15 protein-coding genes and 1 riboswitch are annotated in these 14,809 nt (G+C 39.6%); of the genes, 1 reads left to right on the top strand and 14 read right to left on the bottom strand.

The window, feature by feature from the left end; translation table 11 throughout:
* Positions 1–63 precede the first annotated feature (63 nt).
* Positions 64–489, top strand: coding sequence for a YgaP-like transmembrane domain (locus CD31_RS08410; RefSeq protein WP_052125357.1), 426 nt, complete (start codon positions 64–66; stop codon positions 487–489).
* A 106-nt stretch (positions 490–595) separates the two neighbouring features.
* Here CD31_RS08410 and purD read toward each other — a convergent pair whose 3' ends face one another.
* The 14 genes from purD to CD31_RS08340 all read right to left on the bottom strand — a co-directional run bounded on the left by purD (position 596) and on the right by CD31_RS08340 (position 14,612).
* Positions 596–1,852, bottom strand: a complete 1,257-nt coding sequence (purD, locus tag CD31_RS08405) for a phosphoribosylamine--glycine ligase (protein WP_036076870.1) — start codon at positions 1,850–1,852, stop codon at positions 596–598.
* A gap of 82 nt (positions 1,853–1,934) precedes the next feature.
* A complete protein-coding gene (gene purH, locus CD31_RS08400) occupies positions 1,935–3,461 on the bottom strand; it encodes a bifunctional phosphoribosylaminoimidazolecarboxamide formyltransferase/IMP cyclohydrolase (RefSeq protein WP_036076868.1) in 1,527 nt (508 codons plus the stop codon).
* Between the two features lie 113 nt (positions 3,462–3,574).
* The gene (purN, locus tag CD31_RS08395; protein ID WP_004225729.1) at positions 3,575–4,144 is read right to left on the bottom strand and encodes a phosphoribosylglycinamide formyltransferase; all 570 of its coding nucleotides are present in this window, start codon (positions 4,142–4,144) and stop codon (positions 3,575–3,577) included.
* The gene (gene purM, locus CD31_RS08390) at positions 4,144–5,199 is read right to left on the bottom strand and encodes a phosphoribosylformylglycinamidine cyclo-ligase (RefSeq protein WP_036076859.1); all 1,056 of its coding nucleotides are present in this window, start codon (positions 5,197–5,199) and stop codon (positions 4,144–4,146) included. Before purM ends, purN begins: the two co-directional genes overlap by 1 nt.
* Before the next feature lie 95 nt (positions 5,200–5,294).
* The gene (gene purF / locus CD31_RS08385) at positions 5,295–6,719 is read right to left on the bottom strand and encodes an amidophosphoribosyltransferase (RefSeq protein ID WP_004225733.1); all 1,425 of its coding nucleotides are present in this window, start codon (positions 6,717–6,719) and stop codon (positions 5,295–5,297) included.
* A complete protein-coding gene (gene purL / locus CD31_RS08380) occupies positions 6,695–8,929 on the bottom strand; it encodes a phosphoribosylformylglycinamidine synthase subunit PurL (protein ID WP_016992381.1) in 2,235 nt (744 codons plus the stop codon). The genes purF and purL overlap by 25 nt, the downstream gene beginning before the upstream one ends.
* The gene (purQ, locus tag CD31_RS08375) at positions 8,916–9,599 is read right to left on the bottom strand and encodes a phosphoribosylformylglycinamidine synthase subunit PurQ (RefSeq protein ID WP_036076857.1); all 684 of its coding nucleotides are present in this window, start codon (positions 9,597–9,599) and stop codon (positions 8,916–8,918) included. The genes purL and purQ overlap by 14 nt, the downstream gene beginning before the upstream one ends.
* 2 nt (positions 9,600–9,601) lie before the next feature.
* Positions 9,602–9,850, bottom strand: a complete 249-nt coding sequence (gene purS / locus CD31_RS08370) for a phosphoribosylformylglycinamidine synthase subunit PurS (RefSeq protein ID WP_016992383.1) — start codon at positions 9,848–9,850, stop codon at positions 9,602–9,604.
* Between the two features lie 2 nt (positions 9,851–9,852).
* Positions 9,853–10,563: a phosphoribosylaminoimidazolesuccinocarboxamide synthase gene (gene purC, locus CD31_RS08365; RefSeq protein WP_036076856.1), complete on the bottom strand. Its 711-nt coding sequence runs from the start codon at positions 10,561–10,563 to the stop codon at positions 9,853–9,855.
* A 128-nt stretch (positions 10,564–10,691) separates the two neighbouring features.
* On the bottom strand, positions 10,692–11,987 hold the full coding sequence (gene purB / locus CD31_RS08360) for an adenylosuccinate lyase (protein ID WP_016992384.1): 1,296 nt from the start codon (positions 11,985–11,987) through the stop codon (positions 10,692–10,694).
* 13 nt (positions 11,988–12,000) lie between these two features.
* Complete coding sequence (purK, locus tag CD31_RS08355) at positions 12,001–13,125, bottom strand: 5-(carboxyamino)imidazole ribonucleotide synthase (protein WP_036076853.1); 1,125 nt, start codon at positions 13,123–13,125, stop codon at positions 12,001–12,003.
* Entirely contained in the window at positions 13,122–13,610 is a 489-nt protein-coding gene (purE, locus tag CD31_RS08350; protein ID WP_016992386.1) for a 5-(carboxyamino)imidazole ribonucleotide mutase, read from the bottom strand. The genes purK and purE overlap by 4 nt, the downstream gene beginning before the upstream one ends.
* Before the next feature lie 212 nt (positions 13,611–13,822).
* A riboswitch (purine riboswitch) is annotated at positions 13,823–13,921 on the bottom strand.
* A 93-nt stretch (positions 13,922–14,014) separates the two neighbouring features.
* Complete coding sequence (locus tag CD31_RS08345; RefSeq protein WP_036076850.1) at positions 14,015–14,209, bottom strand: NETI motif-containing protein; 195 nt, start codon at positions 14,207–14,209, stop codon at positions 14,015–14,017.
* 136 nt (positions 14,210–14,345) lie between these two features.
* Positions 14,346–14,612 carry a hypothetical protein gene (locus tag CD31_RS08340; protein ID WP_036076848.1) on the bottom strand — a complete coding sequence of 89 codons (267 nt, stop codon included), beginning with the start codon at positions 14,610–14,612 and terminating at the stop codon, positions 14,346–14,348.
* Positions 14,613–14,809: the final 197 nt, after the last annotated feature.

Genomic DNA, 14,809 nt, shown 5'->3' with positions numbered 1-14,809 from the left:
CACTTTCATAAAGCAAAGTGCACCTCGCTTATTTTTTCCACAATGACTAAAGGAGGAAGTATGATGATGCAGCAAGCAAATTTAAGCGAAAAGAATGCATTTTGTCGTTTTGCCATGGGGACGAGTTTGACCGCATTTGGTATCGCTAAAGTTTCTAAAAATCCTAATTGTACAAAAGGTCGATTAATGATTGCATTAGGTGCCATGAAAATGGCTGAGGGACTTTTTAAATATTGTCCAACGAAAGCACTTTTAAGCTCCAATATGCAGAATGCCATGAACACCTCTATGCAAAGTATGTTCAGCGGGCAAAATTCTATGTCTACTGAACAAATCGATAAGCTCATGAAGGATTTTTCCTCTGCTATAGCTGGTAATTCTTCAGGTTCACAAGCTACTGCTTCAAAACAATCTGACACCAGCACTTCAACTCAAAATTCCTCAAATAGTAGCGATTCTTCAACGAATAAAGCTCAGAATCCTTCTTAGTCAAAGGAGCCGTCCCAATCTATTATTGAGACGGCTCTTACCTCTTACGTTTTGAAACAACAAGAGGTTTCAAAAGACAATAAAAAATATTTAGTGAAAATAATAATTACTTAAATGTACGCCAACCAATATCTTTACGGAAGAAAAAGTGCTCCCATGTTTCCGTTGCAATACCTTCATAAACCTTTTCCTGTGCTTCTTGTAAAGTAGCTGCTTTTGCACCAACTAACAGTACACGTCCACCATTACCAACGAATTGACCGTCTACTAATTTTGTACCTGCATGGAAAACTGCATGTGATGTCGAAAGTGCCTCTAAACTCGGTAATACCTTTCCTTTTTCAACGTCTCCTGGGTAACCCTCTGCTGCAATGACAACACCAAGCATCGCTTCTTCTGACCACTGTAAATCAAAAGGCTGTTCATCCATTAGCGCCATCATAAATGCACCAAAATCTGAAACCATACGTGGCAATACAACTTGCGTTTCTGGATCACCAAAGCGAGCATTAAACTCTATGACCTGAGGACCTTTCTTCGTTAAAATTAACCCTGCGTATAAAATACCTGTAAAGGAAGCACCATCTGCCTCCATCCCTTTAACAGTAGGTTCTACAATCGTTTGAAAAGCAATATCAACTACCTCTTGTGGAATTTGTGGTACTGGTGAATAAGCACCCATACCTCCTGTGTTTGGCCCTTTATCACCGTCATAAGCTCGTTTATGATCTTGTGCAATAACCATCGGATAAATTTGCCCTTTATGCACAAAGGACATGAAGGAGAATTCTTCACCGTCTAAAAATTCTTCCACGACAACACGTGAAGAGGATTCACCAAAGCGTTGATTTCCAATCATATCCTCTACTGCTTCAATTGCTTCTTCCTCTGTCATTGCCACAACAACACCCTTACCAGCCGCTAAACCATCCGCCTTAATGACAATAGGCGCTCCTTGTTCTTTAATGTAGGCTATTGCTTTTTCTGCTTCAGAAAACGTTTCATGTGCTGCTGTAGGAATATTATATTTATTCATAATTTCTTTTGCATAGGATTTACTGCTTTCTATTTGAGCAGCCACTTTTGTAGGACCGAAAATACGTAAACCTCTAGCTGTAAAGAAATCGACAATGCCTTCAGCAAGCGGCTGTTCCGGGCCAACAAATGTTAATGCTATATCATTTTCCTTAGCAAATTGAGCGAGACCTGCGAAATCCATTGTATCAATAGCAACAACTTCTACCTCGCCTCGCATCCCATCATTTCCTGGCGCTACAAATACGTTGTTCACTGATGGAGAGATGCTAAATTGTTTAGCGATTGCATGCTCACGACCGCCGCTTCCGATTACTAGTACATTCATTTTTAGAGAATCCTCCTCTTTGTAAGTAAGACCGAGATGAACCAACATCTCGGTCTGTTTTGTTCCCTATATGCTTTAACAATTAATGTTTAAAGTGACGTACGCCTGTGAATACCATTGCAATGCCGTATTCATTTGCTTTATCAATGGAATCTTGATCTTTAATCGAACCACCTGGTTGAATAATTGCTGTAATTCCTGCAGCTGCTGCAGCCTCCACCGTATCACTCATTGGGAAAAATGCATCTGATGCTAATGCAGCACCTTTTGCTTTTTCTCCAGCTTGTTCAAAGGCGATTTTAGCTGCACCTACACGGTTCATTTGACCTGCGCCAACGCCAAGTGTCATGTGAGAGTCTGTTACAACAATCGCATTTGATTTCACATGTTTGACAACAGACCAACCAAGTTGCAATGCTTCCCATTCTTGCTCTGTTGGTTCACGATCTGTCACAACTTTAATATCCGCATTGCTAAAGCCATAACGATCTGGTTCCTGTACAAGTAGGCCACCCTCTACTGATACTACATTGAATGAATCTTGTTTCGCTTGCTCGAAAGGAATTGTTAGTAAGCGGATATTTTTCTTTTTCGTTAAAATATCTAATGCTTCTTGTGAGAAAGCAGGTGCAATAATAATTTCTAGGAAAATATGACTTAGCTTCTCAGCAGTTGCTGCATCCACTTCCATATTTAATGCGATAATACCGCCAAAAATAGATGTTGGATCTGCTTCATATGCTTTATCGAATGCTGCCTCTAACGTGACACCTGTGCCAACACCACATGGATTCATATGTTTCACCGCTACGGCAGCTGGCAATTCAAATTCTTTTACAATTTGTAAAGCTGCATTACCATCTTGAATATTATTGTAAGATAACTCTTTACCATGCAATTGTGTAGCAAATGCTAATGAAAAGTCAGAGCCAAGACGCTTTTGGTAGAAGGCCGCTTTTTGATGAGGGTTTTCGCCATAGCGTAAATTTTGCTTTAATTCATATGTCATCGTTAAGCTCTCTGGGAACTCTTCTTCAGTCAGGTAATTTGAAATATAAGAATCATAAGCGGCTGTGTGACGGAAAACTTTCGCAGCTAGTTTACGACGTGTTTCAATTGTTGTGGCACCTTCTGCTTTAAGTTCCTCTAATACAGTTGCATAGTCATTGCTGTCCACGATTACTGTTACATATTGATGGTTTTTTGCAGCAGAACGTAACATTGTTGGGCCACCGATATCAATGTTTTCAATTGCATCATCCCAAGTTACATTAGGCTTTGAAATTGTTTCAACAAATGGATATAGATTAACACAAACAATTTCAATTGGCTCAATTCCATGCTCATTCATCTGTGCTTGATGAGACGCATCGTCAAACTTTCCTAATAGACCACCGTGAATCATTGGATTTAATGTTTTCACACGACCATCTAAAATTTCAGGAAACTTCGTTACTTCATCTACTGCTGTTACAGCTACCGCATTATCCTGTAACATTTTTTTTGTACCGCCAGTTGATAAAATTTCATAACCTAATGCTACTAATTCCTTTGCAAATTCTAAAATACCATCTTTATTGGAAACACTGATTAATGCACGTTTTGTCACAACAATATCCTCCTAATTTTTATCGTGCTGTCCACGAACTGACTTGCTTCAATAGATTAATAGAGTTAGGTCTTACTTGTTGAGTAGGATTCTCGACCTAACTCCCTCTTCAGTTACTGTAATAATTGCTGTAATGCCTTTGTATATAATAAATGCTCTTGTTTATGAATTTCAGCTTCTGTTGCCTCGCGATTTCCTTCAATGACAGGTACCGCTGCCTGAGCGATAATTGGACCAGTATCCATCCCTTCATCAACAAAATGCACTGTTACACCTGTGATTTTCACACCATGATTGATGGCCTGTCCAATAGCGTCTTTTCCAGGAAAAGCCGGCAGTAGGGAAGGGTGAATGTTAACAATTCGCTGTGGAAAGGCTGCTAATAATACATCACTGATTAAACGCATATATCCTGCAAGCACAATCCATTTCACATCGCATTCATGTAAAGCTTCGATTATAGCTGTCTCATATGCTGACTTCGAGACAAACTCTTTTGGATTCAATGCTAACACTGGAATCCCAAAGTTTTCAGCACGTGTTACTACAAATGCTCCAGGCTTATCTGTGACCACAAGTGCGACCTTTGCATGAAGTTCACCACGTTCAATGGCCTCTTGAATGGCTTGAAAATTACTACCGCTGCCTGACGCAAACACGGCGATTTTTGTTGGTGCAGTCATTACACTAAACTCCCATCATGTGAGCCATTAAATACTACGCCATCACCTTTAATAACACGTCCGATTGTATAGGCCTTTTCACCATTTGCTTCTACTGCAGCAATTACTTTATCAGCTTCAGTTGCTGGCACAGCCATTACAAAGCCAATACCCATGTTAAACACATTGTATAAATCTTTATCTTCTAGCTGACCTTTTTCTTTTAGGAATTCAAAGATACGTAATACAGGCCAAGAACCTAAGTCGATTTCCGTTGCTAGTCCTTCTGGCATCATGCGTGGTAGATTTTCATAGAAACCGCCACCTGTAACATGTGCACAGCCATGTACATCTGCTGCCTTTAAAGCTGCTAGCACAGGTTTAGCATATAGCTTTGTTGGCACTAGAAGCGCCTCACCGATTGGGCCTAGATCTTCATAGCCTTCTATAATCGCATCCACAGCATACTGATGATCTGCAAAGACAATTTTACGCACTAAAGAATAACCGTTTGAATGTACACCACTTGAGGCAATCCCAATCAGTACATCGCCTTCTGCAATTTTTTCACCTGTCACAATAGCAGACTTTTCACAAGCACCCACTGCAAAGCCAGCTAGATCATATTCATCTTCTTCATAAAGACCAGGCATTTCTGCAGTTTCGCCACCTATTAGGGCCGCACCAGATTGCACACAGCCATCTGCAACACCTTTGACAATTTGTTCGATTTTTGCAGGCTCTGCTTTTCCAAGAGCTACGTAATCTAAAAAGTACAGTGGTTCTGCTCCTTGGGCAACAATATCATTTACACACATTGCTACACAGTCCACACCGATTGTATCGTGTTTGTCTACCATGAAGGCTAGCTTTAGCTTTGTTCCAACACCATCTGTCCCTGAAATAAGAACAGGTTCCTTAAGATTAAGTTGTGACAAGTCAAACATGCCACCAAAGCCACCAAACGTCCCCATTACACCTAGACGGTTCGTACGTTCAACATGAGACTTCATTCGTTTTACGGCTTCATAGCCCGCTTCAATATTTACACCTGCTTGTTCATATGCCTTTGACACGCAGAGTTCCTCCTTATCATCCAAGTCGCCTAAGTTTCCTAGATAGAAATGACTGTAAATTCTCTAGAGTACACTAATTTGTTGCGATGTTTTTCTTAACGTAATAATTCTTTTTCATGAGGCAAGATCGTATCCGGGAAAATCTCTGTTGGATATTTGCCTGTAAAGCAAGCAAGACAAAGCCCTCTGTTTTCATCTTCATATGGTCGTGCAATTGTTTCTACCATCCCCTCAACAGAAAGGAAAGTTAGAGAATCTGCCCCAATTGCTTCACGAATTTCATCTACATTATGACTAGAAGCAATCAGTTCTTCGTGCGTTGATGTATCAATGCCATAATAACAAGGATTTGTCATCGGCGGTGAGGAAATAACAACATGAACTTCCGCTGCACCAGCATCTTTTAGCATTTTGACAATGCGACGAGATGTTGTACCACGAACGATAGAATCATCTACCATTACTACTTTTTTTCCTTTTACGACTTGAACAACAGGTGAAAGTTTCATTTTTACACCACGTTCACGTAACTCTTGTGTCGGCTGAATAAACGTACGACCAACATAACGGTTTTTAATAAGTCCTAATTCATAAGGGATTCCACTTTCCTCTGCAAAACCAATCGCTGCGGAAATACTTGAATCAGGAACACCTGTTACAACATCTGCCTCAATATGTGCACACTCACGAGCAAGCTGTTTACCCATACGTTTTCGTGCCATATGAACGTTAATACCATCAATATCCGAATCAGGACGTGCTAAATAAACATATTCCATCGCACACATTGAACGTTTATCCATATCAGCAAAACGATCTGATTTTACGCCCTCATCGTTAATAATGATTAATTCGCCTGGTTCTACCGAACGAACGAATTCTGCACCAATTAAATCGAATGCACAAGTTTCAGAAGCTACCACCCAGCCATCTCCTAGCTTTCCAAGAGATAATGGACGTAAACCATGTGGATCACGTGCAACAAGCATTTCATCCTTTGTCATAATTAAGAAAGAATAGGCACCCTTTAAAAGAGATAGGGCATTTTTCACCTTCGCCCGGAATGGTGAATGTGAGCTTTTCTTAATAAGATGCGCCAGCACTTCTGTATCCGAGCTAGAGTGGAAAATGCTACCTTGTCGCTCTAGATACTGCTTTAAATGTGTCGCATTGACTAAGTTACCGTTATGAGCAATTGAAAGGCTACCAGTTGAGGAGTGGAATAATAATGGCTGTACATTTTCGATACCGCCACCACCAGCAGTTGTGTAACGAACATGCGCAATAGCTGCTTTACCGTTCACTGCTTTTAATTTATCTTCGTTGAAAACATCATTAACTAGTCCTTCGCCTTTCACCGCGCGAAGATGCTGTCCGTCTGAAACAACAATTCCAGCGCCTTCTTGTCCACGGTGTTGAAGAGCATGAAGCCCGTAATAGCTAAGGTGTGCTGGATTTGGGTTACCCCAAATACCAAACACCCCACATTCTTCGTTTAAGCCTCTGAGTTCAGCAAGCATGGGATTGCTCCTTTCCAATTAGAACGGAATTCCTCCACTGTACCTTCTACAAGCACACCTTTGTCCCCGTTGATTTTCACAAGTGCATCGTTTGTTACGACACCAATTTTTTGAGCATCTTTGATGATTTCTACAAATGCTGCAGCATTTTCTTCTTTAACTGTGACAACAAAACGAGATTGACTCTCACTGAATAACGCTGTTGTTGCAGAGCCTGTTAATGTTACGTCCACACCAAGACCGTTTGCGCCAAATGTTGTTTCCGCAATTGCAACAGCTAGACCGCCCTCTGCTACATCATGAGCAGATTGAACAAGGCCTGCTTTAATCGCTTTTAATAAAGCTTGCTGACGTGTCGCTTCAACCTCTAAATCGATAGATGGCGCTTTCCCTGAAATAACACCATTATTTAATAGCTTTTGAAGCTCTGAACCACCAAATTCTGTTTTTGTCTCACCAATAACAAAGACAATATCCCCTGCAGCTTTTACTTCCTGTGTCGTTACATGGGCTAAGTCTTCAATAAGACCAACCATACCAATTGTCGGCGTTGGATACACCGCTTCGCCTGAACGCTCATTATAAAGTGAAACGTTACCTCCAATTACTGGCGCATTTAATGCCGTACAAGCTGCTGAAATACCATCAGCAGATTTTTCAATTTGCCAGAAGATTTCTGGTTTCTCTGGATTACCAAAGTTTAAGCAGTCTGTAATCGCAAGTGGCGTACCACCAGTTGCCACGATATTACGAGCTGCTTCGGCTACCGCGATAGCACCACCTACTTCAGGGTCTAAATAGATATAACGAGAGTTACAGTCTGTTGTCATTGCTAACCCTTTATTTGTGCCACGTACTCGAATAACGGCAGCGTCAGAGCCTGGTTTAACAACTGTTGATGTACGTACCTGATAATCATATTGATCGTATACCCATTCTTTAGAAGCAATTGTCGGTGCTTTTAATAAAGCATTTAGTGTTTCTTTATAATCTGTCACAGCAGGCTCAGTGTTTTCGATTGCTTGGAACTCTGCATAGTAAGCAGGCTCTGCAGATGGTTTATGGTAAACAGGTGCATCTTCTGCTAATGCGTCTGCAGGTACCTCTGCCACTATTTGTCCTTTGTGTAGCAGACGAAGCATTTTGTCATCTGTAACGCGGCCAATCGCTACTGCATCTAAATCATATTTATCGAAAATCGCTTTAATTTCATCTTCGCGACCTTTTTTCACAACTAAAAGCATACGTTCTTGAGACTCAGACAACATCATTTCATATGCTGACATTCCTGTTTCACGTTGAGGCACTAAGTCTAAGTTCATTTCTACACCAGAACCAGCCTTTGAAGCCATTTCTGCTGAAGAAGAAGTAAGACCAGCGGCACCCATATCTTGAATACCAACTAAAGCATCAGATTTTACAACCTCTAAACATGCTTCAAGTAAAAGCTTCTCCATAAATGGATCGCCAACTTGTACTGCCGGACGTTGGTTTTCTGATTCCTCAGTTAATTCCTCAGAGGCGAATGTTGCACCATGAATACCATCACGACCCGTTTTCGCTCCTACATACATCACTGTATTACCTACACCAGCTGCAATACCTCGTTGAATATCTTTATGATCAATTAAACCGACACACATAGCATTCACAAGTGGATTACCTTCATAGCAAGGATCGAATTGAATTTCGCCACCTACTGTTGGGATTCCAATACAGTTACCATAACCTGCGATACCCGCTACTACTTCTTCAAATAGATATTTACCACGTGCTGACTTTAATTCACCAAAGCGTAATGAGTTTAACATAGCGATTGGACGTGCACCCATTGAAAAAACATCACGGATAATACCACCCACACCCGTTGCAGCCCCTTGATAAGGTTCTATTGCAGATGGATGGTTATGCGATTCCATTTTAAATACGACCGCTTGCTCATCACCAATATCCACAATACCCGCACCTTCACCTGGTCCTTGTAGTACTTGAGGTCCTTTTGTAGGGAATTTACGTAGTACTGGCTTTGAATTTTTGTAAGAGCAGTGTTCAGACCACATTACTGAGAAAAGACCTGTCTCTGTCCAGTTAGGTAGACGTCCTAAAATACCTTCTACCATTGCAAATTCTTCGTCTGACATCCCCATTCCAGCGTATAGCTTTTCATCTTTAATTTGCTGTGCTGTTGGCTCAAACTTAGTTGTTGACATGATTTTCCCTCCACTGCTTCACGATTGATTTAAATACTGCTAGACCGTCTGCGCCGCCCACCAGTGCATCAACAGCTCGCTCTGGGTGTGGCATCATCCCTAATACATTGCCGCGCTCGTTTATAATCCCTGCGATATCTTCTAAAGAACCGTTTGGATTGTCACCTGAGTATGTGAATACGATTTGATTATTATCTCTTAGTGATTGTAAAGTTTCCTCGTCACAGTAGTAGTTACCTTCACCATGTGCGATTGGAATATTGATGATTTGACCTTGCTCATATTGATTTGTGAATAATGTATTGTTGTTTTCAACTTTAAGCTGCACTGTACGGCACATAAATTTGAGGTTTTTATTGCGTAATAAGGCTCCTGGCAATAAACCTGCTTCCGTTAGGATTTGGAAGCCGTTACATACACCTAATACAGGTTTACCAGCATCTGCTGCCTTCTTAACTTCTGCCATAATGTTAGATTGATTAGCCATTGCGCCACAACGAAGATAATCTCCATAGGAGAATCCTCCAGGTACTAAAATGCCATCAAAACCACTTAGATCTGTTGCTGTATGCCATACATATTCTACTTCTTCACCTAGCTCGTCTTTAATCGCATGATACATATCGATATCACAGTTTGACCCAGGGAATACGAGTACTGCGAATTTCATGATTAAATAGCCTCCTCGACTTCGTAACGGTAGTCTTCAATTACAACGTTCGTTAAAACCTTTTCACACATTTCTTTTACTAGAGTATCAATGTCACGTTCTGTATCTTTAATTGATAGTTCAAGATATTTACCGATACGTAAATCTTCTACTTCACCGTAGCCCATTTTAGCTAAAGAACCCTGTACTGCAGAGCCTTGAGGATCAAGAATGCTCTCACGTAATGTTACATAGATTTTTACTTTTTTCATTGTTATTTGCCTCCGAGTCTAGAAAGTATAATAGTATAAACTTCAGTTAAATTACCAAGGTCACGACGAAAAACATCTTTGTCTAACTTTTGCTTTGTTGTAGCGTCCCAAAGTCTGCAAGTATCTGGTGAAATTTCATCAGCTAATAATACATTGCCATCCATATCACGACCAAATTCTAATTTAAAATCAATTAATGTGACATTAACGTCTTCAAAGATAGGTTGTAGAACTTTGTTAACGGCTAGTGCGCCATCATAAATAGCAGTTACTTCAGAAGGTGTCGCAAGATCTAGGACGTCAATATGCTCTGTTGTAATAAGTGGATCGCCTAATTCATCATCTTTATAATAAAATTCGACGATTGGTCTTTTTAAAGCTGTACCCTCTTCAAGACCAAGACGTTTTGCTAAACTTCCTGCAGCGATATTACGAACAACCACTTCAATCGGAATAATTTCTACTTTTTTTACAAGCTGTTGCGTATCAGATAATAGTTTTACGAAATGTGACGCAATTCCGTTAGCTTGTAATTTTTCGAAAATTAATGAAGTAATGCGATTATTTAAAATGCCCTTGCCTTCAATTTCTTCTTTTTTTTCTCCGTTGAATGCTGTTGCACTATCCTTATACTCAACAAGAAGAACATCGGTTTCCTCTGTTGTGTACAATTTTTTTGCTTTACCTTCATACAAAAGTTGACCTTTAGTCATTTCGTTTTCCCCCTGATATTATGAGATACGCTTGTAATAATGTTCAGAATTGAACCGTATCTCTACGATTCAACTCTGAAACTTTTACTGGTGGCTCTAACATTTATTATTAGATGGCTAAATAAATATTAGTTAAGTCCTAGTCGTTCAAAAATCATATCAACATGCTGTAAGTGGTAGTTGTAATCAAAACAATCATCCAACTCTTCTTTTGTTAAATAAGATGTGATTTTTTCACTTGCATCGACTAATGTACGGAATTGAACTTGCTCGTCCCAAGCCTGCATTGCTAAAGGTTGTACTGTATCATAAGCTTCCTCACGTACTAAACCTTTATCAATCAATGCTAGTAAGATGCGTTGAGAATAAATAAGACCAAATGTACGATCCATATTACGTTTCATGTTCTCAGGGAATACTGTTAAGTTTTTCACAATATTACCGAAGCGATTTAGCATATAGTTAAGAGTAATTGTTGCATCAGGTAAAATAACGCGCTCTGCAGATGAATGTGAAATATCACGTTCATGCCATAAAGCTACATTTTCATAAGCTGTCACCATATAACCACGCATTAAACGAGACATACCAACCATGTTTTCAGAACCGATTGGATTACGTTTATGTGGCATTGCTGATGATCCTTTTTGACCTTTTGCAAAAGCTTCCTCCACTTCACGTGTTTCAGATTTCTGTAGCCCACGAATTTCTGTTGCGAATTTTTCAATTGAAGTAGCGATTAAAGCTAATGCCCCTAAATACTGAGCATGGCGGTCACGCTGTAAAGTTTGTGTTGAAATCGGTGAAGCTGCAAGGCCTAATTTATCGCAAACATATTGCTCAACACGAGGATCGATATTGGCATATGTTCCAACAGCTCCCGACATTTTCCCTGTTTCAATTACTTTGGCAGCCGCTTCAAAGCGTTCAAGGTTACGCTTCATTTCCTCATACCATAAACCAAGTTTCAAACCGAAAGTTGTTGGTTCAGCATGAACACCATGTGTGCGTCCCATCATAACTGTATGTTTATGTTCTTTTGCCTTAGCAGCAATAATATCAATGAAATTTACGATATCTTTTCGTAAAATATCATTTGCTTGTTTGATTAAATAAGAAAGGGCTGTATCTACTACGTCTGTAGAAGTTAAACCATAATGTACCCATTTACGCTCTTCTCCAAGTGTTTCAGAGACAGCACGAGTAAAGGCTACAACGTCATGACGAGTTTCTTGTTCAATTTCTAAAATACGATTCACATCAAATGAAGCATTTTCACGAATTTTAGCAACATCCTCTTTTGGGATATCGCCTAACTCTGCCCATGCTTCACAAGCTAAAATTTCAACCTCTAGCCAAGCTTGGTATTTATTTTGTTCTGTCCAAATTGCGCCCATTTCGGGTCTTGTGTAACGTTCAATCATCGCTTATCTCCTTCTATTCTGACCAAATGCCAGAACTCTCGATTTGTTGTAGTGTAGCTTCTAAGTCTTTTGTCATAATCGTCACATGGCCCATTTTACGGTTGACCTTAGCTTCAGCTTTCCCATAAAGATGTATGGACCATTCAGGATATTTAGCAATTGAGTTACTGAGTGGCACGACATGCTGCCCTAATACATTGACCATAATGGACGGTGCCCATAATTGCGGCTTACGTAACGGCCATCCACAAACAGCACGAATATGCTGATGAAATTGTGAAACATTACATGCTTCAATTGAATAGTGACCAGAATTATGAGGTCTTGGTGCTAATTCATTGATAACAATACTACCATCTTCTAATACAAACATTTCTACTGCTAGCGTTCCTACTAAATGTAAGTAATCTGCAATTTTCAAAGCTTCTCGTTCCGCAGCTTGAGCTGTGCTTTCAGTTATGCGAGCAGGTACAATTGTCTCGTGAAGAATATGTTGAACATGAATGTTCTCTCCAACTGGCTGACAATACGATTCACCATGACCATTTCTTTGAACAATGACCGATACTTCCTTTACGAAAGGAACAAATCCTTCTGCAATACACTGCGAATGCATGAATAATTCTTTCGCTAAAGGTAAATCTTCAGTTGATTCTAAAAGCTGCTGTCCCTTGCCATCATAACCACCTCTTGCTGTTTTGACTATACAAGGATAACCAATCAAATCAATATTGGCTACTAATTCTTCATAAGTTTTTGCGACAATATATGGTGCTACTGGGCAACCAGCTTTCACAATAGCTTCTTTCTCTGTTATACGGTTTTGTGTAATACGTACCAACTCTGCTCCTTGAGGAACATAAGCCATTTGAGATAAACGCTTTAAGCCTTCATAATCAATATTTTCAAATTCATAAGTGATAACATCACTTACTTCTGCAAGTTCTTCTAGAGCAGCTTCATCATCATATGGAGCTACAATACGAATATCAGCTACCTGCCCACACGGTGAGTCCATTGCTGGCTCAAGAACAGCCACTTTAAAACCAGACTCCTTTGCAGCCAGCGCCATCATTCGACCAAGTTGTCCTCCGCCTATAATGCCTATCGTTTGTCCAGGATAAATAATCTTCGTCACACTAAGTCACCTGTACTTTCTAATACTTGCTGCTTTGTTGCTTCACGTCTAGCATCTAATTTATTAGCAAGCTCCGCATCTGTTGTTGACAAAATTTGAGCTGCAAGTAACCCTGCATTAGTCGCTCCTGCTTTGCCAATTGCTACAGTTGCTACAGGTACGCCACCAGGCATTTGAACGATGGATAATAGTGAATCAAGTCCATTCAGTGCACGTGATTGAACTGGTACACCGATGACAGGTAATGTTGTTTTAGCTGCCACCATTCCTGGTAAATGTGCAGCCCCGCCTGCTCCAGCAATAATTACTTGTATTCCTCGTCCTCGAGCTGCCTCTGCATATTCAAACATTAAATCAGGTGTACGATGTGCAGATACAACTTTCTTTTCGTACGGTACTTGTAATTCTTCTAAAATATCACATGCATGTTTCATTGTTTCCCAGTCACTTGAACTACCCATAATGACACCGATTTTCGGATTCATAAATTGTCGCTCCTTTTAAACGATAGAAAAATGATCAATTATTTATTGTGCTAGCCTCTATTTTGATTAGCTACTGCAATTCTTATTTATTTACAAAGAAAATCCCCAAATAAACTACTCTCTACCATTACACGTGAAAGCAGTTTACTTGAGGACTATTAGGACAAGATCATCTCCATGTACATAGCTGTACAAAGACCTTCTCACCATATGCCAAAAGTGCTTTCCCGCATAGTCCAGCATTTACGGTGCCGGGTAGAGACACTAGAGCCAATCCTCTAGCATATATGTGGGATTTATTTGTTTTTCCTTCTCACATTTTAACAAGGGATTGTCTTATCGTCAATGCAAAAATGCGAACATTTTTTATTAGGTTAAAAAAAACGTTCGGTTTTTAGTCAAAATCATTCGATATCTTGAGCAGGTATACCTTTAAACTGTATTTTTTGGCGTAAATAAGCTGGCTCACCATCTACGATATGAAAAAGCGGCTCTTCTTTTCGTCCTATGACCATAAAGCCGTCTTTCCGCATTCTTGCCAAACAATCCTCAATTGACTCGTTTTCTTGTACCTCATACCAAATTTGCTTTTTTCCCAACTTTTTCTTCCTTTCCACTGTACATATTCATTCAACCAATTTGTAATTCATTATACCTTTTGTTGCTTACAGAAGTATGTAAGAACTTAAATATATAGAAAAACTGCAGATTTCTCTCCGCAGTTTTGATTAATGACTATGAACCATAAAATACCTTTAAATAGATACAAAAAAATAATAGCTGTAGGAACAAATGAAGGACAACAAGAACCAGACGATATCCTTTGATGCCTAATAGAGCACTGACAATGCCTAAACCACCTAAAATAAACGGCATAAACATATTTATATGATAGAGAAGTGTAAAAAAGCCTCCATACCATTTTGCTGAATCATAACCAAACATAAAGAATATAAGTAGAAGACTCGAGATCGAAATCGCAGAAAAAATGTTCTGCCTCATTTTGATTCCTCCATTATTAAATCCAAAATGTATCTAGTTGAAAGAATTTATCTTTAAATCTGCTTGAAAATATTAAATATATTATAGCATTTTATGAATAGTTCACATAATAAAAAAAGCCATGGAATAGATCCATGACTTTTTTTTATTGCCTAGCGACGTCCTACTCTCACAGGGGGAAGCCCCCAACTACCATC

The sequence above is a fragment of the Lysinibacillus boronitolerans JCM 21713 = 10a = NBRC 103108 genome, from assembly GCF_000772935.1.
GTDB lineage: Bacteria > Bacillota > Bacilli > Bacillales_A > Planococcaceae > Lysinibacillus > Lysinibacillus boronitolerans.
Note: the sequence above shows the minus strand (reverse complement) of the source record. Positions and strands in the feature narration are given on the sequence as shown.